The 24,569-nt window shown below is 76.2% G+C and carries 18 protein-coding genes and 1 tRNA gene; 10 read left to right on the top strand and 9 right to left on the bottom strand.

Features of this window, described 5'->3' with window-relative positions:
* Positions 1 to 151: 151 nt before the first annotated feature.
* A tRNA-Arg gene (locus JQN70_RS17225) sits at positions 152 to 223 on the bottom strand.
* Between the two features lie 91 nt (positions 224 to 314).
* Between JQN70_RS17225 and JQN70_RS17220 the strand changes: the two genes are divergently transcribed.
* Together JQN70_RS17220 and JQN70_RS21075 are read left to right on the top strand one after the other, a co-directional pair.
* Entirely contained in the window at positions 315 to 1,604 is a 1,290-nt protein-coding gene (locus JQN70_RS17220; protein WP_307836053.1) for an MFS transporter, read from the top strand.
* Between the two features lie 175 nt (positions 1,605 to 1,779).
* Positions 1,780 to 5,520, top strand: a complete 3,741-nt coding sequence (locus JQN70_RS21075) for an AAA domain-containing protein (protein ID WP_307836052.1) — start codon at positions 1,780 to 1,782, stop codon at positions 5,518 to 5,520.
* A 346-nt stretch (positions 5,521 to 5,866) separates the two neighbouring features.
* On the opposite strand, the gene JQN70_RS17210 is transcribed toward JQN70_RS21075, so the two are convergent.
* The 4 genes from JQN70_RS17210 to JQN70_RS17195 all read right to left on the bottom strand — a co-directional run bounded on the left by JQN70_RS17210 (position 5,867) and on the right by JQN70_RS17195 (position 11,214).
* On the bottom strand, positions 5,867 to 6,241 hold the full coding sequence (locus JQN70_RS17210) for an MscL family protein (RefSeq protein WP_204132606.1): 375 nt from the start codon (positions 6,239 to 6,241) through the stop codon (positions 5,867 to 5,869).
* Between the two features lie 118 nt (positions 6,242 to 6,359).
* Positions 6,360 to 7,025: an SAF domain-containing protein gene (locus JQN70_RS17205; protein WP_204132605.1), complete on the bottom strand. Its 666-nt coding sequence runs from the start codon at positions 7,023 to 7,025 to the stop codon at positions 6,360 to 6,362.
* Between the two features lie 40 nt (positions 7,026 to 7,065).
* Positions 7,066 to 7,437: an FmdB family zinc ribbon protein gene (locus JQN70_RS17200; protein ID WP_204132604.1), complete on the bottom strand. Its 372-nt coding sequence runs from the start codon at positions 7,435 to 7,437 to the stop codon at positions 7,066 to 7,068.
* A gap of 159 nt (positions 7,438 to 7,596) precedes the next feature.
* Positions 7,597 to 11,214: an ATP-binding protein gene (locus tag JQN70_RS17195; protein ID WP_204132603.1), complete on the bottom strand. Its 3,618-nt coding sequence runs from the start codon at positions 11,212 to 11,214 to the stop codon at positions 7,597 to 7,599.
* A gap of 89 nt (positions 11,215 to 11,303) precedes the next feature.
* On the opposite strand from JQN70_RS17195, the gene JQN70_RS17190 reads away from it, so the two are divergent.
* Complete coding sequence (locus tag JQN70_RS17190; RefSeq protein WP_204132602.1) at positions 11,304 to 12,308, top strand: cyclic nucleotide-binding domain-containing protein; 1,005 nt, start codon at positions 11,304 to 11,306, stop codon at positions 12,306 to 12,308.
* 52 nt (positions 12,309 to 12,360) lie between these two features.
* Here JQN70_RS17190 and JQN70_RS20335 read toward each other — a convergent pair whose 3' ends face one another.
* The 3 genes from JQN70_RS20335 to JQN70_RS17175 form a co-directional block, all read right to left on the bottom strand.
* A complete protein-coding gene (locus tag JQN70_RS20335) occupies positions 12,361 to 13,197 on the bottom strand; it encodes an ABC transporter permease (protein WP_204132601.1) in 837 nt (278 codons plus the stop codon).
* Entirely contained in the window at positions 13,194 to 14,093 is a 900-nt protein-coding gene (locus JQN70_RS17180; protein WP_204132600.1) for an ABC transporter ATP-binding protein, read from the bottom strand. Before JQN70_RS17180 ends, JQN70_RS20335 begins: the two co-directional genes overlap by 4 nt.
* Positions 14,094 to 14,189: 96 nt before the next feature.
* Positions 14,190 to 15,764, bottom strand: coding sequence for a potassium/proton antiporter (locus JQN70_RS17175; protein WP_307836051.1), 1,575 nt, complete (start codon positions 15,762 to 15,764; stop codon positions 14,190 to 14,192).
* Between the two features lie 47 nt (positions 15,765 to 15,811).
* Here JQN70_RS17175 and JQN70_RS17170 point away from each other — a divergent pair, with 47 nt between their 5' ends.
* Complete coding sequence (locus JQN70_RS17170; RefSeq protein ID WP_204132599.1) at positions 15,812 to 18,472, top strand: penicillin acylase family protein; 2,661 nt, start codon at positions 15,812 to 15,814, stop codon at positions 18,470 to 18,472.
* Between the two features lie 132 nt (positions 18,473 to 18,604).
* Here the strand turns inward: JQN70_RS17170 and JQN70_RS17165 are convergent, their stop codons facing one another.
* A complete protein-coding gene (locus tag JQN70_RS17165; RefSeq protein ID WP_204132598.1) occupies positions 18,605 to 19,174 on the bottom strand; it encodes a 5-formyltetrahydrofolate cyclo-ligase in 570 nt (189 codons plus the stop codon).
* Between the two features lie 14 nt (positions 19,175 to 19,188).
* On the opposite strand from JQN70_RS17165, the gene JQN70_RS20330 reads away from it, so the two are divergent.
* The 6 genes from JQN70_RS20330 to JQN70_RS17140 are packed head-to-tail and all read left to right on the top strand — an operon-like array spanning position 19,189 to position 24,500.
* The gene (locus JQN70_RS20330; protein WP_239111766.1) at positions 19,189 to 20,571 is read left to right on the top strand and encodes a UTP--glucose-1-phosphate uridylyltransferase; all 1,383 of its coding nucleotides are present in this window, start codon (positions 19,189 to 19,191) and stop codon (positions 20,569 to 20,571) included.
* A complete protein-coding gene (locus tag JQN70_RS20325) occupies positions 20,571 to 21,791 on the top strand; it encodes a molybdopterin molybdotransferase MoeA (protein WP_239111765.1) in 1,221 nt (406 codons plus the stop codon). Before JQN70_RS20330 ends, JQN70_RS20325 begins: the two co-directional genes overlap by 1 nt.
* A 55-nt stretch (positions 21,792 to 21,846) precedes the next feature.
* The gene (moaC, locus tag JQN70_RS17155; RefSeq protein ID WP_204132643.1) at positions 21,847 to 22,278 is read left to right on the top strand and encodes a cyclic pyranopterin monophosphate synthase MoaC; all 432 of its coding nucleotides are present in this window, start codon (positions 21,847 to 21,849) and stop codon (positions 22,276 to 22,278) included.
* Positions 22,275 to 22,772, top strand: a complete 498-nt coding sequence (locus JQN70_RS17150) for a MogA/MoaB family molybdenum cofactor biosynthesis protein (protein ID WP_204132597.1) — start codon at positions 22,275 to 22,277, stop codon at positions 22,770 to 22,772. The genes moaC and JQN70_RS17150 overlap by 4 nt, the downstream gene beginning before the upstream one ends.
* Positions 22,772 to 23,500 carry a GNAT family N-acetyltransferase gene (locus tag JQN70_RS17145; RefSeq protein ID WP_204132596.1) on the top strand — a complete coding sequence of 243 codons (729 nt, stop codon included), beginning with the start codon at positions 22,772 to 22,774 and terminating at the stop codon, positions 23,498 to 23,500. Before JQN70_RS17150 ends, JQN70_RS17145 begins: the two co-directional genes overlap by 1 nt.
* 19 nt (positions 23,501 to 23,519) lie before the next feature.
* Positions 23,520 to 24,500 carry a SepX/GlpR family protein gene (locus tag JQN70_RS17140; protein ID WP_204132595.1) on the top strand — a complete coding sequence of 327 codons (981 nt, stop codon included), beginning with the start codon at positions 23,520 to 23,522 and terminating at the stop codon, positions 24,498 to 24,500.
* Positions 24,501 to 24,569 lie beyond the last annotated feature (69 nt).

Below are 24,569 nucleotides of genomic sequence, written 5' to 3'. Positions count from 1 at the left end.
CTTCCGCCCTAACGGCAGGGATCCGTGTGCCCAATACGTGCCCAAACCGTGCCCAAAGTGTGCCACACAAGGGGCAATTCTTGGCCGCTCTTGGCAACTCAACAGTGCCACGAGAGACGAAAACCCGCTGGTGAGAGCGGGTTTTCGTGCGTGCCCCCGGCAGGATTCGAACCTGCGACACCTTCTTTAGGAGAGAAGTGCTCTTCCCCTGAGCTACGAGGGCGGGAAGACCGCGGGCCAGCCTACGGGGCGCCACGGCGCCGCCGCGAGACGACCATCCGGCGCCGTCACCACGCCGGGGCATACTGCCGGGCGTGACCACCCCGCCCACGCCGCTCGCAGCTGGCGCCGACCGGGCGGTGCTCCAGCGGCACGTCGTCCGCACCCTCGTGGCCTCGCAGATGCTCGGCGGGGTCGGGCTGTCCGCGGGCGTGGCCGTCGGGGCGCTGCTCGCCGAGGAGGTCTCCGGCTCGGCCCGCTACGCCGGGCTCGGCGGCACCTTCCAGGTCCTCGGCGCCGCGCTCGTCGCCGTGCCGATGGCGCGCGTCATGGCCGCCCGCGGACGCCGCCCGGGCCTCGTGCTCGGGTACGCGCTGGCCGCCGTCGGGGCCGTCGGCCTCGTCACCGCCGGCATCGTCCGGAACTTCCCGCTGCTGCTCGTCGCCAGCCTCCTCTTCGGGGGAGCGACCGCGTCGAACAGCCAGAGCCGCTACGCCGCAGCCGATCTCGCACTCCCGCACCGTCGCGCCCGCGACCTGAGCATCGTCGTCTGGGCGACGACCGTCGGCAGCGTCCTCGGCCCCAACCTCGTCGGACCCAGTGCCCCGGTCGCCGACGCCCTCGGCCTGCCGCGGCTCACCGGACCGTTCGTCTTCTCGCTCGTCGGCCTGCTCCTGGCCATCGGGGTCGTCGCGCTCCGGCTGCGCCCGGACCCCCTCGTCGAGGCGCGCCGCCGCGCCCTCGACGAGGGCGACGAGGCCGGCGAGCCGACCCACGGGTCGGTCGTGCGCGGCCTGCGGGTCGCCTTCTCCCGACCGATGGCCCGCCTCGGCATCCTCACCCTGGCCCTCGGCCACGGCGTCATGGTCAGCGTCATGGTGATGACCCCCTTGCACATGCACCACGGGAACGCCGACCTCACCGTCATCGGCTTCGTCATCAGCATCCACATCCTCGGGATGTTCGCCTTCTCGCCGCTCACCGGGATGGCGGTCGACCGGCTCGGGGGACGGTCCGTGGCCCTGCTCGGGGCGGGGATCCTCTCCGCCGCCACCCTGCTCGCCTCGGCCTCCCCGATGGGCGAGTCCGGCACCCTCGTCGCCGGGCTCTTCCTCCTCGGCCTCGGCTGGTCGTGCACGCTCGTCGCCGGGTCGACGCTCCTCACCAACGCCGTGCCGGCCGCCGAGCGCCCGGGTGCCCAGGGGGCGTCCGACCTGCTCATGGGGCTGGCCGCCGGTGGGGGCGGGGCGGTCGCGGGGGTCATCGTCGACCGGGTGAGCTTCCACGCCCTCGCCCTCACCTCCCTGACCTTCGCGCTGGCCATCGGCGTGCTCGCCGTCACGACCCGTCTCCCCGCCGACCCGCCCGCCCCGGCGACCGCCTGAGGCCCGCCACAGGTGGGGTCGCGACCCGCGCAGGCGCCTCCCCGGCCCGCGGCGCCGCCGTTGTTAGCCTGCTGAGGTGACTGCGAGCGGCCCGGCGCGCGACGCACGGACCCGCGACAGGGCCGGCGTCGGCGGTCGCGCGCCCGAGGAGCACCGGAGGGGAGGACACCTGTCCGTGGCACCCGATGCCGCCACCCTCCGCGCCGAGCGGGTCGCCGAGGCCCGGGCCCGGTGGACCCGCCACCTCGTCGAGCTCGGTGGACCGAACACGCTGCTCTGGTACCGCGACCTGCCGGTCGGCACCCTCGACCTGTCCACCGCCCACCTCGGGGCCCGCAGCGGCCTCCTCGCCGGGGAGGAGACCCGCCTCTCCGACCTGGTCCGTGAGCCGCACGCCCTCGAGGAGGCCCGCGAGCGGCTCGCCCGGATCCACGACACGGCCACCGAGATCGAGCGCGAGCACGGGGTGCGCACCTGCTTCCTCGGCATCGGGATGGCGTCCTGGACCGTCGTCCTCGAGGACGGCCGGGTCGTGCCGCGCCAGCCGGGCGCGCCGGTCTTCCTCCGCGCCTGCGCGACCCGCCCCGCCGACGCCCGGCGCTCCGACTGGCTCCTCGAGCCGGGGGACGAGCTCGAGGTCAACCCCGCACTCGTCGAGTTCATGGCCTCCGAGCACGGCATCGTCCTCGACACCGACCGGCTCGAGGCGCTCGTCACGGCCAGCGGTGCCGTCGACCCCTACCCGGCGTACGCGGCGCTCGCGGAGGCCTGCCACGAGGTCCCCGACCTCTCCGTCGACCCCCGCGTCGTCGTCAGCACCTTCCCGTACCACAAGGCCCCGCTCGTCGCCGACCTCGGTGCGCAGGCCGACGCGCTCGCCCGGCACGACGTCGTCGCGGCGCTCGCCGGGTACGCCGACGCCCTCCCGGCCGTGTCCGTCGGGGCCGACACCGACGGTGGCGAGCGCCCCGCCGAGGACGTCCTCGTCCTCGACGCCGACGCCGCGCAGCGCGAGGCCGTCGAGTCCGTCCGGGCCGGCTCGCACCTGGTGCTCCACGCCCCGCCCGGCACCGGGGCCTCGCAGACGATCGCCAACCTCGTCGCGGCGCTCGCCGCCGACGGCCGTCGCGTCCTCGTCGTCTCCCCGAAGCGCACCGCCCTGACGAGCGTCCACGAGCGCCTCGCCTCGGTGGGGCTGGGCGACCTCGTCCTCGACCTGCCCGACGGCGGGCACGGGCGGCGCGCCGCCGTCCGCGGGCTCGTCGAGGGACTCGACCGCGCGCTCGAGCAGGGCCCGCGCAAAGCCGGCCGGCTGCGCGACCGCGAGCGCGCGGCGACCGGGGCCGACGACGGCCGGGCCCGCGCCGACGCCGCCGCGCTGCTCGACGACCACCTGCGCGCGCTGCACGGGCGCCGCGCGCCGTGGGGGGTCACGCTCCACGAGGTGCAGGAGGAGGTGTGCCGTCACGCCCTGCTCGAGCGGCCGCCGCGCTCGCGGGTGCGGCTGCCCGGTGACGTCCTCGTCCGGCTCGACCGCGAGACCCTCGCCGAGGCCCGGGCCACCCTCGTGCGCCTCGCCGAGCTCGCGGGCTGGGACGCCGACGGCCCCGGCGACCCGTGGTTCGGTGCCGAGCTGCGCACCGCCGAGGAGGCCGAGGAGGCCGGCGAGCGGGTCGCCCGGCTGGCCACCGGCCGGGTCGAGGAGACGCGCCGGACCCTCGGCGACGTCTTCCGTGGCGTGCACCTGCCGGCCAGCCCGACCGTCCTCGACTGGGACCGCGTGCTCGCCACCGTCGGCCAGGTCCGCGACACCCTCGAGGTGTTCCGGCCCGAGGTCTTCGACATCCCGCTCGACGACCTCGTCGCCGCCACCGGGGACGCCGCCGGCCGGCGCGCCGCGGGCAGCGACCTCGGCGTCGTCGAGCGCTGGCGGGTCCGCCGGCAGGCCCGGGCGCTGCTGCGCCCCGGGCGCCCCCCGGCCGACCTGCACGCGGCCCTGCGCGAGGCGCACGCGCAGCGGCACGCTTGGCGCGACCTCGCCGGCTCCGGCGGCCGGCCCGAGATCCCCGTCGAGCTCGACCGCGCCCGGGCGGCGCACGACGCCCTCGTCGACGACGTCTCGTGGGTCGACGACCGCCTCCCGCACGACGCCGACGACCTCGATCTCGTCGAGCTCGACCTCCCCGAGCTCGCCGGCCGGGTCGGGGCCCTGCACGCCGCCGCCGACCGGCTCGCGACGGCGCCCGAGCAGCGCCTCGCCCTCGACGCCCTCGACCGCTTCGGGCTGACGCCCCTCGTCGAGGACCTGCGCGGGCGCGGGGTCGCGGCCGAGCGGGTCGCCACCGAGCTCGAGTGGGTCTGGTGGTGCTCCCTCGCCGACGAGATCGGCGCCCGCGACCCGGTCGTGTCCGGGCACGACGGCCGCGCCCTCACCGAGGCCGTCGCCACCCTCGTCGACGCCGACCGCGACGCCCTCGAGAGCCAGGTGCCGCGCGTGCTCGCCGCCGTGTCGGCCCGGGTCGCCGAGGTCCGTCGGGCCCGCCCCGACCAGGAGACCCGCCTGCGGTCGGAGGCCGCGCGCTCGCGGCGCCCCGGCCCGCTGCCCGACCTGCTGTCCTCGGTCGGCGAGCTCGCCACCGCGGTGCGGCCGTGCTGGACCACCAGCCCGCTCGCGGTCCCGTCGGTGCTGCCCCCCGGCGAGTGGTTCGACGTCGTCGTCGTCGACGAGGCCTCGCTCGTCGCGCCCGCCGAGGCCGTGGCGGCGCTCTCGCGGGGCCGGCGCGTCGTCGTCGTCGGCGACCGGCTCGCGCTCCCGCCCACGCCGTTCGTCGTCTCCGCGGGGGTCGACGTCCCGGAGGAGACCGACACCGAGTCGGTGCTCGACGTGCTCGAGGGCGTGCTGCCCGAGCGGCGGCTGACCTGGCAGTACGGGGTGCTCGACGAGCGGCTCGTCGCCCTCGTCGACCACGAGCTCTACGAGGACGCGCTCGTCACCTTCCCCGGCACCGGCACCGAGCCGGTGCTGCGGCACGAGCTCGTCGACGGCCACGGCGTCGTCGCCGAGGGTGAGGCCGCGGTCGAGTCCACGCCGGCCGAGGTCGCCCGGGTCGTCGAGCTCGTCCTCGATCACGCCCGCCGGCGCCCCGACCGCTCGCTCGTCGTCATCGCCCTCGGCCCCGGCCACCGGCGGCTCGTCGAGGCGGCCGTGCGCGACGCCGTCGCCCGAGCCGACGACCGGGTCGCCGGCTTCTTCGGCGAGGACCGCCCCGAGGCCTTCGCCGTCCGCGACACCGACCACGTGCAGGGCGAGACCTGGGACGACGTCCTGCTCACCGTCGGCTTCGGCAAGACGCCGCACGGCCGGGTGCTGCACCGCTTCGGTGCGATCGGCACCGACACCGGGCACCGGCGGCTCGGGGTCGCCCTCACCCGGGCCCGCCGCAGCCTCACCGTCGTCTCGACCATCACCGCCGACGAGCTCGACCCCGACCGGCTGCGCACCTCCGGCGCCCGGATGCTGCGTGCGGTCCTCGAGCACGTCGAGGCCCGGTCGGGCGAGGAGGGCGTGCGGACCTCGGACGAGGACGGCCCGGTGCTGCTCGGCGACCTCGCCCGGCGGCTGCGTGAGCACGGCCTCGTCGTCCACGAGCAGGTCGGCACCTCCACGGTGCCGGTCGAGCTGGCCGTCGAGGACCCGACCCGGCCGGGCCGGCTGCTGCTCGCCGTCGAGTCCGACGGGCCGGGCTACGCGCGGGTCGGGTCCGGGCGCGACCGCGACCTCGTGCGGGTCGCCGAGCTCGAGCGCCGCGGCTGGCAGCACCTGCGCGTCTGGTCCACCGACGTCTTCCGCGACCCGGCCCGGGTCGTCTCCCGCGTGCTCGAGGCGGCCGGGGTGCGCCGCGCCCCCGGTGGCTGAACCCGACGACGAGGCCGCCCGCCCCCGTCCCCGACGACGGCGGCCGCGCCGGGCGGTGCGGCCGTCGACCCGCCCCGGCACCGACGAGTCGCCCGACCTCGCCGCACCGCGCGAGGCCCCGGTCGAGGGCGAGAGCGGGCACGATCGCTGGCTGCACGAGCAGCGTCCGCCCCACTGGGAGTAGCGACCTCGTGCGACCTGCGGGCCCATCGACACGCTGAGGGCCCGCCGGAACCGCACGCACCTCGCACGACGTGGTCGGGAGGCGCGCACGACGGGGCGGCGTCCCGGTGTGGGACGCCGCCCCGTGCGGTGGTGCAGTGCTGCGGTGGCGCGGTGGTCCGCGTCAGGGGGTGCTGCGGCCGGCCCGCAGCTCGTCGCGGATCTCCTTGAGCAGCTCGGTGTTCGGGTCGATCGTCTCGGCCTCCGGCTCCTTGGGGAACATCCGCTCCTTGGCCATCTCGTACGGCTTGACGACGAAGAAGTAGACGATGGCCGCGAGGAACACGAAGGCCACGAGGGCCGTGAGGAACGGGCCCACCTTCGTGAAGTCGCCCGGCTGCCACTCGTCGAAGTTCGGTGCGCCGCCGGCCTTGGCGAGGGCCTCGATGAGGACGTCCGTGAACGCCTTGACGACGGTGGCGAACGCGCCGCCGATGATGAACGCGACGGCGAGCTCGACGAGGTTGCCGCGCATGATGAAGTTCTTGAACCCCTTCATGGTGACCCTTCCTGCAGGGGGATTCCGACGGGGCCAACCTAGGCCCACCCGCCGTTTCGCGCACTCCCCCGTCCCCACCGTGGAACGGACCCGGCGGCGGGAGGCCGCACGGCCCGCCTCACCCGGCCCGCGCGACGACGGTGACCGAGACCGTGCCGTCGGTGCCACCGTGCCCGGCGAGCACCCGCTCGGCCGACCCGGCCGGCAGCTCGAGGAGGACCCCGCGCGGCGGCCCGCCGCCACCGAGCGACCCGAGGTCGCTCGGCGCCGGTGGGTCGACGGCGAGCACCGTGGCGTCGCGGGCCAGCAGCGGCCCGCCGACGGCCGGGAAGACCGAGACCGGCTGCCCGGCCGCGAGGACGTCGGCGGCCGCGGGATCGGCGAGGCCGACGTGGAGCGCCACGGACCCCGCGGTCAACCCCTCGGCGGGCGTGCGCGGCACGAGCCGGGTGCGGGTGACGGCCTCCCCGGCCGCCAGGGCCGAGGCGCTGCGCCGACCCGCGGCCGCACCGACCGCGGTCAGCGCGCCCGGCTGGCGGGCGGCCACCGGCACCCGCACCACCTGGAGGTCCGGCGCCCCGAGCACCGCCCCCGCGGGCACGTCCGTCGCCGCGACGAGCACCTCGACGGTGGGCGGCGGCGGCGGGCGGACGAGCTGGAGGCCGGTGGCCGCCGCGGCGACGAGGCAGCCGGCCGACAGCACCCGCCGCAGCACCGAGCGCCGCCAGCGCGCACGACGCCCCCGCCCGAGGAGTCCCGGGAGCGGGGGCGTGCGATCGGACATGCCGCCGACGCTAGGTGCCGGCGGCCGCGCGGACGAGGGGTCAGCCCGAGGCTGTGGACGACGACCCGGTCGAGGAGGACCCTGTGGACGACGCGGCCGGCGTCGCGGACCCGGAGGACGTCGAGCCCGAGCCGGAGCCCGAGTCCGACGACGACGAGGACCCCGAGGGCGACCCACCGTCGGACGAGCCCGACGAGCCGGAGGACGACGACCCGGACCCCGAGGAGCCCGACCCCGACCGCGAGTCGGTGCGGTAGAAGCCGCCGCCCTTGAAGACGATGCCGACGGCGTTGAACAGCTTGCGCAGCCGGCCGCTGCACTCGGGGCACTCGGTGAGGGAGTCGTCGCTGAAGCTCTGGACGACCTCGAAGCGGTGGTCGCACGCGGTGCACGCGTAGGCGTACGTCGGCACGGTGGGTCCTCCTCGGACGGACATCGGGGCACCGCCGGTCCCGGCACGGGGGTGCGGGTCTCGCGGCGGCGCGCGGCACCAAGGATAAGCGAGGGTCGGCCCTCCGGTGTTCCCGCCCGGGTGGACGGCGCCGCGTCGCGCCCGCAGGCCGCCGCCGCGTCAGGCCGGGTCGTCGCCCCGAGACGCCCCCTCGAGGAGCTCGCGCACCACCGGCGCCGCGCGGTACTCGGCCTCGACGTCGGCGCCGACGAGCCGGGCCCGGGCCTCGACCCGCTGCCGCACGTCGGCCCGCAGCTCCGGGGCCTGGGGGTCGCGGGCGGCGTCGAGCACCGCGAGGCAGGCCCGCCAGACCGGCTCGGGCTGGGCCCCGCCGAGGTCGTCGGCCGCCACCGCGGCGAGCACCGGTTCCACGAGGGCGAGCGCGCGCTCGACGTCCCCCGTCGCTGCGCGGGAGGCCGCCTCGCCGGCCCGGGCCTGGAGGGCCAGCCCGTCGACCCCCAGCCCCTCGAGCGACCAGCCGGCCTCGGCGAAGGCCGCCGCCGCCTCCTCGTGCGCTCCCGCGGCGGCGAGCACCTGCCCGCGCACCTGCTGCGCGGCGCCGAAGGCCCGCGGCTCGTGGCCCGTGCGCCCCGCCTCGACGGCGTCCCCGGCGAGGCGCCGTGCGTCGTCGTGGCGGCCCGCGGCCGAGGCCGCCGCCGCGGCCATCGACAGCCCGTGCGCGCGCAGCGAGTCGGTGGACACCCCGGCGGCGAGCTCGGCGCACTCCAGGCCGTGGGCCTCGGCCGCCGCCAGCCGGCCGAGCTGGACCTCGATCTCCGCGAGGGCGCCGAGGTTGGTCGCCACCGCCTCGACGTCGCGCAGGCGACGCGTGGCCTCCACGGCCTCGACGACCCAGCCGAGCGCGGCACCGAGCTCGCCCTGGCCGGCGGCGATCGTCGCGAGGTTGCCGAGAACGAGCGCCTCCCCGTACCGGTAGCGCGAGCGCGAGAAGGCCGGCCGGGCGGCCTCGAGCGCCGTCCGCGACTCGGCGAGCCGGCCGAGGTTGTAGAGCGTCGCCGACTCCTGGACGAGGACGCGCCCCTCGCCCTCGGGGTCCTCGGCGGCCGCGAAGCGGAGACGAGCGGCGGCGAGCCGCTCGAGGGAGCCGGCGTAGTCGCCCTCGTTGCCGGCGATCATCCCGAGGTAGCGCAGCGCCTCGCCGGCCACCGCGTCGAGCCCCGCCGCGTCGGCGACCTCGATGGCCGCCGCCAGCTCCGTACGGGCTCGCCCGGCGTCCCCGGCCCAGGTGAAGGCCTTGCCGGCGAGCAGCCGACCGCGCGCCAGCGCCTCCTCGTCACCGGCCGTGGACTCCTCGACGGCCGCGGTGGCCCAGCGCACCGCCTCGTCGTACCGGCTCGTGTCGAAGTCGAGCCGCGCCCGGGCCAGGTGGAGGCGCACCCGGCGTGCCGCGTCGAGCCGGCCCAGGAGGACCTCCATCCGCTCGACGTCGAGCTGCTGGCCGTCGCGGTCGCCCTCGCGGTCGAGCACCTCCTCCCGGGCGGCGAGGAGGTCGAAGCGCAGCCCCGGGTCGTCCTCGGGCGCGACGTCGAGCCCCCGGTCGAGCAGCCGCAGGGCCTCCTCCGGCGCGTGCACCGAGGCCGCCCGGCCGGCCGCGCGCAGGTACCAGCCGGCCGCCGACGGGTCCTCGGCGCGGTCGGCGTGCTCGGCGACGAGGAAGGCGTACTCGTCGGTACGCCCGGACCGCTCGCTCACCTCGACGAGCCAGTCGACGACGCGCGCGTGGTAGGCGCGGCGGTGGGTCCGGAGGATCCCGTCGTAGGCGACGTCGCGCAGCAGGGCGTGCTTGAAGAGGTACTCGTGGGCGCTCTCGATGGACGACCCCGGGCGACGCAGCACGAGGTCGCGACCGCGCAGCCGGTCGAGCAGCGCCGGCACCGGGTCGTCCGCCACCGCCCCGTCACCGACCGCGCTCGGGCTGCCCCGGCCGAGCCGGCCGACCGCGGCGTCCCAGAACACCCGCCCGACGACCGACGCGCGCTGGAGGACCTGCCGCTCGTCGGGCTCGAGGCCGTCGAGACGGGCCTGGAGCACCCCGCGCAGCGTCGAGGGCACCCGCACGGCCCGGACCCCCTCGGCCCGTACCCGCCAGCCGTCCGGGCCGGGCTCGACGACACCGGTGTCGACGAGCCAGGTGACGAGCTCCTCGATGTAGAAGGGGTTGCCCTCCGCGCCCTCGACGACGAGCGCGACGAGCTCGGGGGGGACCCGGTCGACCCGGGCGAGGAGCTGGTCGAGCAGCTGGCGGCTCTCCCGCCGGGACAGTGGCCCGAGCGCCAGCCGGCGGTGGTGCTCGAGCCCCTCGCCCCAGTGCGGCCGCAGCTCGAGGAGCGCCGGCCGCGCGGTGGCGACGACGAGCACCGGGACGTCGCGCAGCACCTCGTGGGCGTCCTCGAGCCAGCGCAGCGTCGCGTCGTCGGCCCAGTGCAGGTCCTCGAACAGGAGCACGACCGGGGCCTCGGCGCCGAGCCGGGCGAGGTAGCGGGCCAGCAGCTCGCTCGCCTCGTCACGCAGCGCCTGCGGCTCGCGCGGCACACCCGCGGCGTCCGGGCCGCCCACCTCGAACCCCAGCCAGCGGGCGACGACGAGGGCGTCGCGCCGGGTGCGCTCCGAGGCCCCGGCGGCGGCCGCGAACCCCGCCTCGCAGCGGGCGAGGACGGTGGCGGGGTCGTCGTCCGGGGTGATGCCGAAGCGCGTCGAGAGCGCGTCGCGCAGCAGCGTGTGGGGGCGGTTCTGCTGGGACGGCGAGGCCCGCCCGCGGAACCACCACACGGCGTCGGGGCGCTCGCTGAGCCAGGTGTCGAACTCCGCGAGCAGGCGCGACTTGCCGACCCCGGCGTCGCCGACGACGGTCGTGATGCGCCAGGCCTGCTCGTCGACGACGTCCGCGAGGTGCTCGCGCAGCGTCAGCTGCTCGACCGCCCGTCCGACGGTCGTCGTCTCGACCCCGCCGACGCCGGCCGTCGGCTCGAGGTCGAAGCCGACCGGCCGCTCGCGCAGCACGACGAAGGCGTCGACCGGCTCGTCGATCCCCTTGAGCGACAGCCCCGGTCGGGGTTCGAGCGAGAACCTCCCGCGGAGCAGCCGGCGCACGTCGGCGCTGACGAGCACGCCGTCGCGCGGTGCCTCGCCCTGGAGCCGGCTGGCCCGGTTGACGGTCGGCCCGACGGCGACGAAGTCGTGCCCGGCCCGCTCGCCGAGGGTGCTGACGACCACCTCGCCGGCGTCGACCCCGACCCGCACGTGCAGTGCCGCGCCGTGCCGGACCTCGACCTCCTCGGCGACCGGCCCGAGCGAGGCCACGAGCGCCCGCGCCGCCCGGACCGCACGCACCGCGTCGTCCTCGTGCGAGCGGTGCAGCCCGAAGACGGCCATCACCGCGTCGCCGATGAACTTCTCGACGACGCCCCCGTGCTCCTCGATGACCCGCTGCCACGCGCTGAAGCAGCGAGCGACGACGGCCCGCACGTCCTCGGCGTCGAGCCGGCGGGAGAGGACGGTGAACCCCTCGAGGTCGGCGAAGAGGACGCTGACCAGCCGCCGCTGCTCGCCCGCGGTCCCGCCGCGCAGCGCAGTGCGTCGCTCGCGCAACGGGCCGAGGGCGGTCTCGACGACGGCGTCGCCGAGCACGCCACGCTGCGCCTCGAGGGCCTCGATGGCCTGCTCGAGCTCGCGAAGCCGCTGGTCAGGCGGCTGCGCCGGCGGCTCCGGGTCCGGCATGGCGCCCACGATAACCACGCGTCGGAGCCCTCGGGGCCTCCAGCGACGGCCCTACAGTGGGCCATCGCCTGCGAGCAAGGGGGCCCGTCATGAGGGTTGAGGCAACCGCCACCACGCTGTCGTGGATCCCGTCCGACATCGCGCGGGGCATGATCCGCGCCGGGATGTCGATGGGGCTCACCCACACCGACGACCCGCCGCCCGACCGCCTCGCCCCGGGGGAGGTCCACGCCCTCAACGCCGACGACCGCTTCCGGTGGGGGAACCTCCTCGAGGGCTGGGCCGACGTCGACGGCGACCGCGTCACCGACGCCGGCTACGGCGACGGCTCGGGCCTGGTCATCGGGATCACCCGGGTGCGGGTCGGTCCGTTCACGGTCGCCCTGCGCGCCGGACGCCTGCCGACCATCCGACAGGACCCCGAGGTCGGCGGCGACGGGTCGGTGCGCCTGGTCCAGACCGTCGGCGGGCGCACGGGCGCCCCCTTCCCCCGGGCGGTGCCGCACCGCCCCTTCGCCCAGTGGCTCTCGCCCGTCGTGTGGACCACGCTCGGGCTCACGCTCCGTCCCGACGGGTCGAGCACCGTCGAGCTCGTCGGCGCCAGCCCGTTCCCTCGGCACTGGGTCTACGGCCCGGACGGGCGGCTCGCGGCCAAGAGCGGTGTCACGGACCAGGAGTCGTGGACGCGCAACGCGTTCGGCCACCGCACCCCCTGGGGTGACGAGGACTCACCCGCGGTCGTCGCCGAGGCCGGCACCGACCTCGAGCGCCAGCTCTCCGACGAGATCATGGGCGGCGCGACCCCCGAGGTGCGCCGGCTCGACACCGGCGACACCCTCACCCGCCAGGGCGAACCGGGCGACGAGCTCTTCCTCGTCCTCGACGGGATGCTCGCCGTCGAGGTCGACGGCGAGGAGGTCGGCCAGGTCGGGCCCGGGGCCGTGCTCGGCGAGCGCAGCCTGCTCGAGGGCGGCCGGCGCACGGCGACCCTGCGGGCGGTCACCCGCGTCAGCGTCGCCGTCGCCCCGCGCGACACCATCGACCTCGAGCGGCTCGCCGACCTCGCCGCGGGGCACCGGCGCGAGGAGGGGTGACCGACGTCCCCGGACCGGCGCACCGGTCCGGGGACGTCCCCCTGCCAGGGGCCTACTTCACCTCGGCCCGGGTGATCCACCACATCCCGACGGTCAGCGGGAGGGCGACCCACACCCCGACGGAGGTCGCGAGCTGCGCCCACTGCTCGCCGGTCAGCGAGCCGGAGAACAGCGGCTCCATCGTGCGGTTCATGTCGAGCCACTGGCCGGCCTTCTCGGCCTGCGACCACAGCGACCCGAGGATCGACCAGCCGGTCGGCAGCACGTAGTACAGGACGATCGCGGCCGGGGTGTTGCGCAGGAGCATCCCGAACCCGAGCCCCTGGAGCAGCCCGAGCAGCACGTACCCGGCCGCGCCGAGCAGCGCCGTCCACGTGAAGGTCCAGTCGCCCTCGGCGCCGCGCAGGCCGATGGCGGCGGCGTGCGCCGCGGCACCGAGCGCGAACGAGAAGACGACCGCGGCGACCCCGACGAGCAGGGCGGCGACGACCTTGGCCCAGGCGACCCGGGTCCGCCGGGCCTCGAGGGTGAAGGTGACGAGGGCGGTGCGCTGCGACCACTCCGAGGTCACCGCCATGATGCCGACGACCGGCAGGAGGATCGCCATCGGCATCGTCGTGGCCTGGAGGTAGGTGCCGAACGGGTGGTCGCCGCCCTGCTGGACGAACAGGATGGTCAGGGCGCCGGCGATGACGACGCCGAGCGCGATGAGCAGCCACCGGCCGGCGCGGGTGTCGAGCATCTTGCGCAGCTCGACGTGGACGAGGCGACCGAAGGAGGTGCCGGAGGTCGGGCGCTCGCCGGGGATCGGGGCGGGGAGGCGTCCGCCGTGCTCGCCGACGAGGACGGCGGACGCGTCGGAGCGGGTGTCGGGCGTCGTGGTGCTCACGCCGCCACCCCCTCGCGGGCCGAGGTGGCGGTGAGGTCGAGGAACATCTCCTCGAGGCCGCGCTCGTCGCCCGAGCGCAGCTCGCGCAGGACGACGCCGGCCCGGAGGGCGACCCGTCCGACGGCCTCGGGGTCGGCCTCGACGAGCAGGCCGCCCGTCGCGACGGGCGAGACACCCACGGCCGCGACCTCCAGGGCCCGGCGCAGCGTGGCGTCGTCGGTCGAGCGCACCACGGTCCCGGAGCCGGCGAGCAGCTCCTCGGTCGTGCCCTGCGCGACGACCCGGCCGTTCCCGATGACGACGATGTCGTCGGCGACCCGCTCGATCTCGTTGAGGAGGTGCGAGCTGAGCAGCACCGTCCCGCCGCGGGACGCGAAGCCGCGCAGCAGGTCGCGCATCCACCGGATGCCGGCGGGGTCGAGGCCGTTGGCCGGCTCGTCGAGGACGAGCACCTCGGGGTCGGCGAGCAGCGCGTGGGCGATGCCGAGGCGCTGGCGCATCCCGAGGGAGTAGTTGCGCACCCGGCGGTTCGCCTCCTTCGACGTCAGGCCGACGAGGTCGACCATCTCGTCGACGCGACGGCGGTCGACGCCGGTGAGCACGGCGGCGAGGGTCAGCACCTCGCGCCCCGTGCGCCCGGCGTGCTGGGCCGAGGCGTCGAGGAGCAGCCCGACGTGCCGGCCCGGGTTCGGCAGCGTGGCGTAGGGGCGCCCGAGCACGGTGGCGCTGCCGCCGCCCGCCGGGGTGAGGCCGGCGATGACGCGCATGGCGGTCGTCTTGCCGGCGCCGTTCGGCCCGAGGAAGCCGGTGACCCGGCCCGGTCGGGCCTCGAACGACACGTCGTCGAGGGCGGTGAAGGCGCCGTAGCGCTTCGTGAGGTGGTCCACGGAGATCATGACGAGGACTCTCCCGCCGGGCGGGGTGGGGCGGCTACGGGGGTCGGCCCTGACCCGACCCTGACCCGCCCCCGGGACCCTCAGGGGCGGGGGCTCTCAGCCGTCGGACCAGTCGGCGAGCCGTCCGCCCCGGCTCACCTCGTACAGCCGGCGCTCGACCGCGGCCCGCACCGCCGACGGCGCGACGACGAGCAGCTGGTCGCCGTGGCGCAGCACCTCGGACTCGCGCGGTACGAAGGAGCCGCCGTCGCGCACGACGAGCGCGATGTTGGCGCCCTTCGGGAGGCGCAGCTCGAAGACCCGCACCCCGCCGATGCGCGACTCGAGCCCGACGTCGATCTCGAGCAGCTCGGCCCCGAGGTCGGTGAGCGGCGTGGCCTCGACGGCGAGGTCGACGCGGTGGTGCGGGGCGTCGACCCCGAGCCGCCGCGCCACCCACGGCAGGGTCGGCGCCTGGATGAGGGTGAAGACGACGACGAGGACGAACACGAGGTCGAACATCCACTCCACGCCCGGGGTCCCCGCCGTGACCGGCACGGTGGCGAGCACGACGGGCACGGCTCCGCGCAGCCCGGCCCACGAGAGGAAGGCCTGCGTGCGCCACGGGATGCCGAACGGCAGGCAGGAGGCGATGACCGACAGCGGCCGCCCGAGGAGCAGCACCGCCGCGCCGACGACGAGGGCCGGCAGCAGCTGGCCCGGGAAGCCCTCCGGCGACGCGAGCAGGCCGAGGAGGACGAACAAGCCGATCTGCGCGAGCCAGCCGATGGCCGTCGCGAAGCCGACGACCGCCGGGCGGTGCGGCAGACGGACGTTGCCGAGGACGAGCGCCGCGAGGTAGCAGGCGATGAACCCCGAGGTGTGCAGCGTGTCGGCGGCCGCGTACGCGAGCACCGCGACCGAGAGGACCCCGATCGCGAAGAGGGCCGACGACGTCGTCGCGACGAGCCGCAGCAGCCGGGCGCCGAGCCACCCGACCCCGAGGCCGATCGCCGCGCCCCCGGCGAGCTCGGCCGCCGCGACGAGGAGGATCTGCCACACCGGCTCGGGCTGCCCGTCCGGCGCCAGCTGGGCGGCGAGGGCGGTCACGAGGAGGACGACCGGGGCGTCGTTGAACCCCGACTCGGCCTCGAGCATCCCGGAGATGCTGCGCGGCAACGGGACCCGGCGCAGCACCGAGAAGACGGCCGCCGCGTCCGTGGAGGCCACGACCGCGCCGATGAGCAGCGAGACCTCCCACGACCAGTCGAGGACGAGGTGCGCGACGACCCCGACGACGAGCACGCTGACCGCGACACCGACGGTCGCGAGCGCGGCGGCCGGGGCCACCGAGCGCCGGATGCCCGACCACTGCGTCGTGATCCCGCCCTCGACGAGGATGAGGACGAGCGCGGCGTACCCGAGCACCTGGGTCAGCTGCTGGGAGTCGAACCGGATGCCCAGCGGGCCGCTCTCACCGAGGGCCAGCCCGATGCCGAGGTAGATGAGCAGCGACGGCAGCCCCGACCGCAGCGACAGGCGCACCGCCGCGACCGCGACGACGAGCACGATGCTGCCGACGAGGAGCACCGAGGACAGGTCGTCGAGCGAGAACCCCGAGGTCGCCGGCTCGGCCGGCAGGCCGGCGCGCACGCCACCGCCGGCGATGGCGCTCGCCCAGGGGAGTGTCACCGGGACCGTCCTCGTTGTCGTCGGGGGTGGTGTCCTAGTCTCGCAGGGTGAGTCGCCTCGTCGTCGCCCGCCGGGTCCTGCTGGGACTGATCGCGTTCGTCGTCGTCGCGGCGCTCGTCGGGGGAGTGGTCGTCGTCCGCGCCGTCCGTGACTCCCTCCCGACCCATTCCGGAGAGGCGACCCTGCCCGGGTTGTCGGCCGCGGTCACCGTCAAGCGCGACGGCAGCGGCATCCCGCACATCTACGGCGACTCGGTCACCGACCTCGCCCGCGCGCAGGGCTACGTGCACGCCCAGGAACGGTTCTTCGAGATGGACCTGCGCCGGCACATCACCGCCGGCCGGCTCTCCGAGCTCGTGGGGTCCGCGGGCGTCGAGACCGACAAGGTCGTCCGGACGATGGGCTGGCGGCGGGTCGCCGAGGAGGAGCTGCCGACCCTCGAGCCCGAGACCCGCCAGCTGCTCCAGGCCTACGCCGACGGCGTCAACCGCTACCTGCGCGGGCGCTCGCCCGGCCAGGTGTCGGCCGAGTACACCGTCCTCGGGCTCCAGCTGCCGCTCGGCGACATCGAGGACTGGACCCCCGTCGACAGCCTCGCGTGGCTCAAGGCGATGGCCTGGGACCTGCGCGGGGACTACACCGACGAGCTGGCCCGGGCCCGGCTCTCGGGGCGGATGTCCCGTGCGCAGATCAACGCCGCCTACCCCGCGTACGACTCCGCGGCGCACCCGCCGATCCTCTCCGACGCCGAGTGGGCCCCGGGGCGCACCGCCCCCGGTGCGGGCGTCACGACGAACCCGTCGGCGGTGCCGCCGGCGCTGACCGCCGCCGACGAGGACGTCGTCGCCGAGACGACGACACCGGGAGCACAGGCGGCCTACGCGGCCGTCGACCGCGCCCTCGCGGCCGTGCCGCAGCTCGTCGGCCACGGCGACGGGGTGGGCTCGAACTCGTGGGTGCTCTCGGGCCAGCACACCGCCTCGGGCCGGCCGCTGCTCGCCAACGACCCGCACCTCGGGGTCGGCCAGCCGGGCATCTGGATCCAGAACAGCCTGCACTGCCGCACGGTGAGCGCCGAGTGCCCGCTCGACGTCTCCGGCTTCTCGTTCGCCGGGGTGCCGGGCGTGATCATCGGCCACAACGCCGACATCGCGTGGGGCTTCACGAACCTCGGCCCGGACGTCTCCGACTTCTACCTCGAGCGGATCGTCGGCCAGACCTACCTGCGCGACGGCGAGTGGGAGCAGGTGACGACCCGCGAGGAGACCATCAAGGTCGCCGGCGGTGCCGACCAGCGCATCACCGTCCGGGCCACGACCCACGGGCCGATCATGTCCGACGTCCTGTCCTCGGCGCGCGAGGCCGGGGCGCGGGCCCCCACCCAGCAGGAGGGCGACGAGAACCAGGACTACGCGGTCTCCCTCGCCTGGACCGGGCTCACGCCGAGCCGCACCGCCGACGCCATCATCGGGCTCAACAAGGCCCGCACCTTCGAGCAGTTCCGCGAGGCCGCGCGCTCGTTCGCCGTGCCCGCCCAGAACCTGCTCTACGCCGACCGCGCGGGGCACATCGGGTACCAGGCGCCGGGGCAGATCCCGGTGCGCCGGGCGGCGATCGCCAAGAGCGTGCCGGGGTACTGGCCGGCGCCGGGCTGGGACTCCTCCTACGACTGGACCGGCTGGGTGCCCTTCGAGGACCTGCCGTGGGCGTTCGACCCGCCGGACGGCGTCATCGTCGCCGCGAACCAGGAGGTCACCTCGAGCCGCACGCCGTTCCTCACCTCCGAGTGGGACCACGGCTGGCGCTCGACCCGCATCGCCGAGCGGCTCGCGTCGCTCGAGAAGGCCACGCCGGCCGACATGGCCTCGGTGCAGATGGACGACACCGACCTCTTCGCCAAGGTCCTCGTGCCGGCGCTGCTCGCGGTGCCGCTCGAGGGGCCGACGGGCGAGGCCGACCAGCAGGACCTCCTCGACTTCACCGAGGACGCCCGCGACCTCCTGCGCGGCTGGAACTTCTCCACGCCGGCCTCCGACTCCGACGCCTCGGCGGCCGCCGCCTACTACAACGCGGTGTGGCGCAACCTCTGCGAGCTGCTCTTCGACGACGAGCTGCCCGCCGACATGAAGGCCGACGGCGGCGACCGCTGGCGCGCGGCGGTGCAGGCCCTCCTCAAGGACCCGCAGAGCGAGTGGTGGGACGACAAGCTGACGCCCAACGTCACCGAGGGCCGCGACGAGATCCTCCGGCAGGCGCTCGTCCAGGCCCGCCTCGAGCTCACCAAGGAGCTCGGCAAGGACCCGCAGGAGTGGGACTGGGGCAAGCTGCACCGCATCACGCTGGAGCACAAGGTCCTCGGCGGCGACAGCGTGCCGGGCCCGGTGCGGTGGCTCTTCAACGAGGGCCCGTACGACATGCCGGGCGGCTCGGCCATCGTCAACGCCAACGGGTGGGACGCCAGCCAGGGGTACGAGGTCGACTGGGGTCCGTCGATGCGGATGGTCGTCGACCTCTCGGACCTCGACGGCTCGACCTGGGTCAACCAGACCGGCGTCAGCGGCCACGCCACCGACGACCACTACGCCGACCAGATCTCCGACTGGGTCGCCGGCCGGCAGCGACCGTGGCCGTTCTCGGCGGCGGCGGTCGACGACACCGACCCCGACGTGATGACCCTGCGCCCGGACCCGGTGTCCGGCACCGGCTGACGCCTCGCGACCGGACCCGACCCGACCCGATCCGACCCGTCCCGTCCATCTTTCGGCGAATGTGTCGATTGGTGGACGGTGTCCATCTTTCGACGAATGTGTCGATTGATGGACGGCCTCCGCGGCCGGCGCTCAGCGCAGGGCGGTGTACCCGTCGGCCGTCAGCACGGCGTCGACCGGCTGGTCGAAGGGCTCGCGCGGCAGCGGCTCGTCGTCGACCCCGACGAGCTCGCCGGGGTGCAACAGCGTGACGACCGGGACACCCGGGCGGCGCCGCGGCAGCGCCTTGTCGTAGCACCCGCCGCCCTGCCCGAGCCGGGTGCCGCCGGGGTCGACCGCGAGCCCGGGGGAGAGGACGAGGTCGGCGAGGCCCACGGCGTCGAGGCCCAGCCGTCCGGCCGCGGGGTCGGAGAGGTCGTGCCAGTCGAGGTCGAGGTCGGCGAGGGTGTCGGGGACGAGCACCCGCACGCCGGCGGCGACGAGCGCGGCGTTGGTCGCCGGGGTCGGGGGCTCGCCGGGCACCGACTCGTAGGACAGGACGACCGAGCCCGGCCCGAGGCCCGACCGGCGGAGGAGGGCGAGCGCCCCCGCGGCGAGCGCGGCGTCGTCCGCGGCGGCGTCGCGACCGGCCGCGATCTCCCGGCGCCGGGCCCGCAGCTCGCGCCGGCGCTGCGTCTTCGGGGTGGGGGCCACGACCTGCATCGTAGGGTGGCGCCATGACGAGCGACGCCCTGCGCGCGGCCACGGACCGGATGCGGAGGGCCGGCGTCGACGAACTGGCCGTCCGGGTCTTCGCCGCGTTCCACGACCAGCTCGCGGCCGACGTCACCGGGACCATCCCCGAGGACACCGTCGACCCGCTCACCGACCCGCCGTCGCTCGACGACGTCCGCCCGCCGGAGGACGAGGTCCGCGCGGCCCTGGGCCGCACGGTCGTCGTCAAGCTCAACGGCGGGCTGGGCACGAGCATGGGTGTGCAGGGCCCGAAGTCGGCCCTCGAGGTGCGCGAGGGGCGCACCTTCCTCGACGTCATCGCCGAGCAGGTCCTCGCGTTGCGCGCCGAGCACGACGTCGCGGTGCCGCTGCTCCTCATGGACTCGTTCCGCACCCGCGACGCCTCGCTGGCCGTCCTCGCGCGCCACCCCGGCATCGAGCTCGACGGCCTGCCGCTCGACTTCCTGCAGAGCAAGGAGCCGAAGCTCCGCGCCGACGACCTCTTCCCCGTCGACCACCCGGCCGACCCCGAGCTCGAGTGGTGCCCTCCCGGCCACGGTGACGTCTACGTCGCGCTGCGCACCACCGGCCTGCTCGACGAGCTGCGGTCCCGCGGGTACCGGTACCTCTTTCTCTCCAACGCCGACAACCTCGGCGCCACCTGCGACGGGGCCGTCCCGGCGTGGATGGCGGCCGAGGGGATCCCGTACGTCGCCGAGGTCAGCGCGCGCACCGTCAACGACCGCAAGGGCGGCCAGCTCGTCGTGCGCCGCGCCGACGGCCGGCTCGTGCTGCGCGACTCGGCGATGGTCGTCCCAGGCGAGGAGGGGTACTTCCAGGACCTCGACCGGCACCGGTGGTTCCACACGAACAACCTCTGGGTCGATCTCGACGTCCTCGCGGCACGGCTCGACGACCGCGACGGCGTGCTCGGCCTGCCGATCATCGTCAACCGCAAGACCGTCGACCCCACCGACCCCGACTCCACGCCGGTCGTCCAGGTCGAGTCGGCGATGGGAGCCGCCGTCGAGCTGTTCGACGGCGCCCGCGCGATCGCGGTGCCGCGCAGCCGGTTCCGGCCGGTCAAGACCACCAACGAGCTGCTCCTCATCCGCAGCGACCTCTACCGGGTCACCGACGACGGCCGGGTCGAGGCCACCACCGACCGGCCCGAGCCCTTCGTCGACCTCGGCCCGGAGTACCGGCTGCTCGACGGGTTCGAGGACCGCTTCCCGCACGGAGCACCGTCGCTGCGCGAGTGCACGAGCCTGCGGGTCGAGGCCGACGTCACCTTCGGCGCCGACGTCGTGTGCGTCGGCGACGTTCACCTCACCGGCGAGGCGCGCACCCTGGCCGACGGCACCCGGCTCGAGGGGCAGTCCTGATGCGCACGGTCGCCGAGCACCGGGCCGCCGTCCTGGCCCTCGTCGACGCCCTGCCGGCCGAGCGCGTCGCCATCGGGTCCGCCCTCGGCCGCGTCCTCGCCGAGGACGTCACGGCCGCCGTCGACCTGCCCGGCTTCGACAACTCCGCGATGGACGGCTACGCCGTGCGCGCCGCCGACCTCGTCGGGGCCGCCGCCGGCGCGCCCGTCGTCCTGCCGGTGGACGGCGACGTCGCGGCCGGCGACACCGCCCGGCACGTCCTCGCGCCGGGGCGCACGCTGCGGATCATGACCGGGGCGCCCCTGCCCGACGGCTGCGACGCGGTCGTCCCCGTCGAGCACACCGACGGTGGGGCCGCGCAGGTGGCGGTGCGGGTCGCGCCGGTCGAGGGCGCGCACCTCCGGCACCGCGGCGACGACGTGCACGCGGGGTCGGTCGTCGTCCGGGCCGGGACACGCCTCGGACCCGGGCACGTCGGGCTGGTGTCGGCGGCCAACGTCGCCGAGGTCGCGGTGCGCCGCCGCCCGCGGGTCACTGTCGTCTCCACCGGTGACGAGCTCGTCCCGGTCGGGTCGACCCTCGAGCACGGGCAGATCGTCGACAGCAACCACCTGATGCTCCGCGCGCTCGTCGAGGCCGCCGGCGCCGAGGTGGCGGCCGGGGTGCACCTGCGCGACGACGCCGACACCGTGCGGGCCTTCCTCGCCGCGCCCGACGGCGACCCCGACCTCGTCATCACGAGCGGGGGTGTGTCGATGGGCGTCTACGACACCGTCAAGGAGGTCCTCACCGCCGACGGCGGGGTCGAGTTCGTCAAGGTCGCGATGCGGCCCGGGATGCCGCAGGGCTGCGGCGCGGTCGGTGCCTCCGGCCTGCCCGTCGTCACGCTCCCCGGCAACCCGGTCAGCTCGTTCGTCTCCTTCCACGTCTTCGTCCTGCCGGCCCTGCGCCGGATGGCCGGCCTCGACCCCGACGCCGACGGCCGCTTCGAGGCGGTCGCCGCCGAGGCGTGGCCCACCGCGCCGGGCCGGGCGGAGATGACGCGCGTCGTCGAGGAGGACGGCCGGGTGCGTCCCTCCGGCGGCCAGCGCTCGCACGTCCTCGGCGCGCTCGCCGGGGCCACCGCGCTGGCGATGGTCCCCGAGGACGTCGCGCGGGTCGAGGCCGGGGACACCGTGGTCTGCCTGCCGCTCCTGGGGCATCATCGGGGCTGTGGCTGACCCCCAGCGCCCGGTGAGCGGGCTGACCCACGTCCGCGCCGACGGCACGGCCCACATGGTCGACGTCTCGGCCAAGGCCGTCACGGCGCGACGGGCCGAGGCCCGGGGGCGCGTGCTCCTCTCGGCGGCCGCCGTCGCCGCCCTGCGGGACGGGACCGTGCCCAAGGGCGACGCGCTGGCCGTCGCGCGCATCGCCGGCATCCAGGCGGTCAAGCGCACCCCCGAGCTCGTGCCGCTGGCGCACCCCGTCGCCGTGCACGCCGTCGAGGTCGACCTCGAGGTCGCCGACGACGGCGTCGACCTGCGGGCCGAGGTGCGCACCGCCGACCGCACCGGCATCGAGATGGAGGCGCTGACCGCCGTCTCGGTCGGCGCGCTGGCCCTCGTCGACATGGTCAAGGCCGTCGACAAGCACGCGCGCATCACCGACGTCCGGGTCACCGCGAAGTCCGGCGGCCGCTCCGGCGACTGGGTGGAGGAGGCGTGAGCGGCGGGCCCGACCTCGCCGGCCGCCGGGTCGCGGTCGTCACCTGCTCGACGCGGGCCGCGGCGGGCGTCTACCCGGACCGGGGCGGGGCACTGATCGTCGAGGCGCTGCGCGGCTGGGGAGCCTCCGTCGACGACCCGGTCGTCGTCCCCGACGGTCCGGCCGTCGCGGCGGCGCTGGCCGAGGCGCTCGCCTCCGGCCCCGACCTGCTGCTCACCACCGGGGGCACCGGGCTGACCCCCACCGACGGCACCCCGGAGGCCACCCGAGCGCTGCTCGACCGCGAGGTCCCCGGGCTGGCCGAGGCCGTCCGGGCCCGCGGCGTCGCCCAGGGCGTCCCGACCGCCGTGCTGTCGCGCGGGCTCGCGGGGCTGGCCGGACGAACGCTCGTCGTCAACCTCCCCGGGTCCTCGGGCGGGGTCAAGGACGCCCTCGCGGTGCTCGCCGAGGTGCTGCCGCACGCCCTCGACCAGGTGGCCGGGGGCGACCACTGATGTGGCGCCGGCTCGTCGCGGCCGTGCGCGGGCCGGGCGGGGCGGCGCCGCCCCCCGAGTGGGTGTGGCCGGTGCGCCTGCAGGGCACGACGCCCGTCGGCACGCCCATCACGCTGCGCCCGCTCGCCCTCGCCGACCGGTCCGTCTTCCAGTCGGTGCGCCGGGCCAACGCCGCGTGGCTCGAGCCCTGGGACGCCACGTCGCCGGACCCCGACGCGCCGGCCCGCACCTTCGAGGACCTCGTCGGCCAGTACGACGCCGACGGTGCCGCCGGGCGGGCGCTGCCGCTCGTCGTCGAGGCGGGGGGCCGGCTCGTCGGCCAGGTGAACGCCGGCACGGTCGTCCTCGGCTCGTTCCGCTCGTGCTACGTCGGGTACTGGGTGAGCCGAGCGGTCGCCGGGCAGATGGTCGTGCCCACCGGGGTCGCGCTCGTCGCCGACCACCTCTTCGGACGGGTCGGGCTGCACCGCATGGAGATCAACATCCGGCCCGAGAACACGGCGAGCCTCGCGGTGGTGCGCAAGCTCGGGTTCCGGTCCGAGGGACGGCGTCCGCACTACCTCCACATCGACGGCGCGTGGCGCGACCACCTGTCCTTCGCGCTCACCGTCGAGGACCTCGCGGGGGAGACGATGCTCCAGCGCCTGACCCGGCTGACGGCTGCGACACAGTCGTCACACGAGTCACTTGCGCGACACACCGACGCGGGTGCGGGACCGGCGGGGTGAGCACGCCTACCGTCGGACCGTGCAGTCCCCGTCGAGCCTGATCTTCCTCGTCCTCCTCGGGGTCTGGGCTGCCTACTTCGTGCAGTACTGGATCCGTCGGCGGGACCACCTGGCGACCGCTCGCTCGGTCGAGCAGTTCAGTGCCGCGATGCGCGTCCTCGAGCGCCGGGCCACCATCCCGCGCACCGACCTCTCCGACCCCGCGCCGCGGTCGTGGTCGGTGCACCCGGCCCGCTCGGCCCGCCCGCAGGTGGTCGTCAAGCGCGCCGTCCCGGCCGAGGTCCCCTCTCCGCGAACGGTGTCCGCGCCTGTCGAGCGCGACGCCCGCCCGGCGCCGGCCGCCCGCGCCGGTGCGCCGCGCCGCGCCCGCGGCCTGGTCCTCCTCACGACGCTCGTCGGGCTCCTCGTCACCGCGGCGCTGGCCGCCTTCTCCGTCCTCGTCCCGTGGGCGCCCGCCGTCGCACTGGGCGCCGTCGTCCTCGCCCTGGCCTGGGTGCGGGCCGGGGTCCGCGCCGACCGGGCCGCCGCGGCCGCCCGGCGTCGTCGGGCCCGCGAACAGGCCCGGCGCCGTGCCGCGGCCGCGTCGCGTCCGGTCGCAGCGCGTCCGTCCGCTTCGCGCGCCACCGCCCGCCCGGCCCCCGCCGGCGCCGTCGTCGAGCCCGCCGCCGAGCCGGTGGCCGCCGAGCCGGCCGCCGAGACCGTGCCGGCGGCGGTCGAGCCCGTGGCGGCCGCCGAGCCGGTGGAGGTCGTCGCCGAGGCCGCTCCCGCGGCGCCCGAGCCCGAGCCCGAGCCGGTCATCGAGTACGTCCACCTCGTCGACGAGGACGACATCCCGCTGACGTGGGACCCGGTGCCCGTGCCGCGGCCGACCTACACGATGAAGGCCAAGGCCGAGCGGCCCGAGGTCGCCCCGGCCGCGGTCACCCCCGACCCGGTGCCGGTCGAGGGCCTGCGCGCTCGCGAGGACGACCTCGACGAGCGTCGCGTCGCCGGCGCCTGAGCGACCCGACCCACGCCACCCCTCCAGGACCCTGCTACACCGCAGTACTGGTCGTGATCACGACGAGTA

This window comes from Phycicoccus sonneratiae (genome assembly GCF_016887965.1).
GTDB classification, from domain to species: domain Bacteria; phylum Actinomycetota; class Actinomycetes; order Actinomycetales; family Dermatophilaceae; genus Phycicoccus; species Phycicoccus sonneratiae.
The sequence above is the reverse complement of the archived record's forward strand: the minus strand, read 5'-3'. Positions and strand labels throughout refer to the sequence as shown.

What these genes read in the sequence shown, in the direction of transcription:
- JQN70_RS17210 (WP_204132606.1), bottom strand. Translation starts at nt 6,241, where the DNA reads ATGAAGGGGTTCAAGAACTTCATCATGCGCGGCAACCTCGTCGAGCTC.
- JQN70_RS17205 (WP_204132605.1), bottom strand. Translation starts at nt 7,025, where the DNA reads ATGTCCGATCGCACGCCCCCGCTCCCGGGACTCCTCGGGCGGGGGCGT.
- JQN70_RS17195 (WP_204132603.1), bottom strand. Translation starts at nt 11,214, where the DNA reads ATGCCGGACCCGGAGCCGCCGGCGCAGCCGCCTGACCAGCGGCTTCGC.
- JQN70_RS17190 (WP_204132602.1), top strand. Translation starts at nt 11,304, where the DNA reads ATGAGGGTTGAGGCAACCGCCACCACGCTGTCGTGGATCCCGTCCGAC.
- JQN70_RS17180 (WP_204132600.1), bottom strand. Translation starts at nt 14,093, where the DNA reads ATGATCTCCGTGGACCACCTCACGAAGCGCTACGGCGCCTTCACCGCC.
- JQN70_RS17165 (WP_204132598.1), bottom strand. Translation starts at nt 19,174, where the DNA reads ATGCAGGTCGTGGCCCCCACCCCGAAGACGCAGCGCCGGCGCGAGCTG.
- JQN70_RS20330 (WP_239111766.1), top strand. Translation starts at nt 19,189, where the DNA reads ATGACGAGCGACGCCCTGCGCGCGGCCACGGACCGGATGCGGAGGGCC.
- JQN70_RS20325 (WP_239111765.1), top strand. Translation starts at nt 20,571, where the DNA reads ATGCGCACGGTCGCCGAGCACCGGGCCGCCGTCCTGGCCCTCGTCGAC.
- moaC (WP_204132643.1), top strand. Translation starts at nt 21,847, where the DNA reads ATGGTCGACGTCTCGGCCAAGGCCGTCACGGCGCGACGGGCCGAGGCC.
- JQN70_RS17145 (WP_204132596.1), top strand. Translation starts at nt 22,772, where the DNA reads ATGTGGCGCCGGCTCGTCGCGGCCGTGCGCGGGCCGGGCGGGGCGGCG.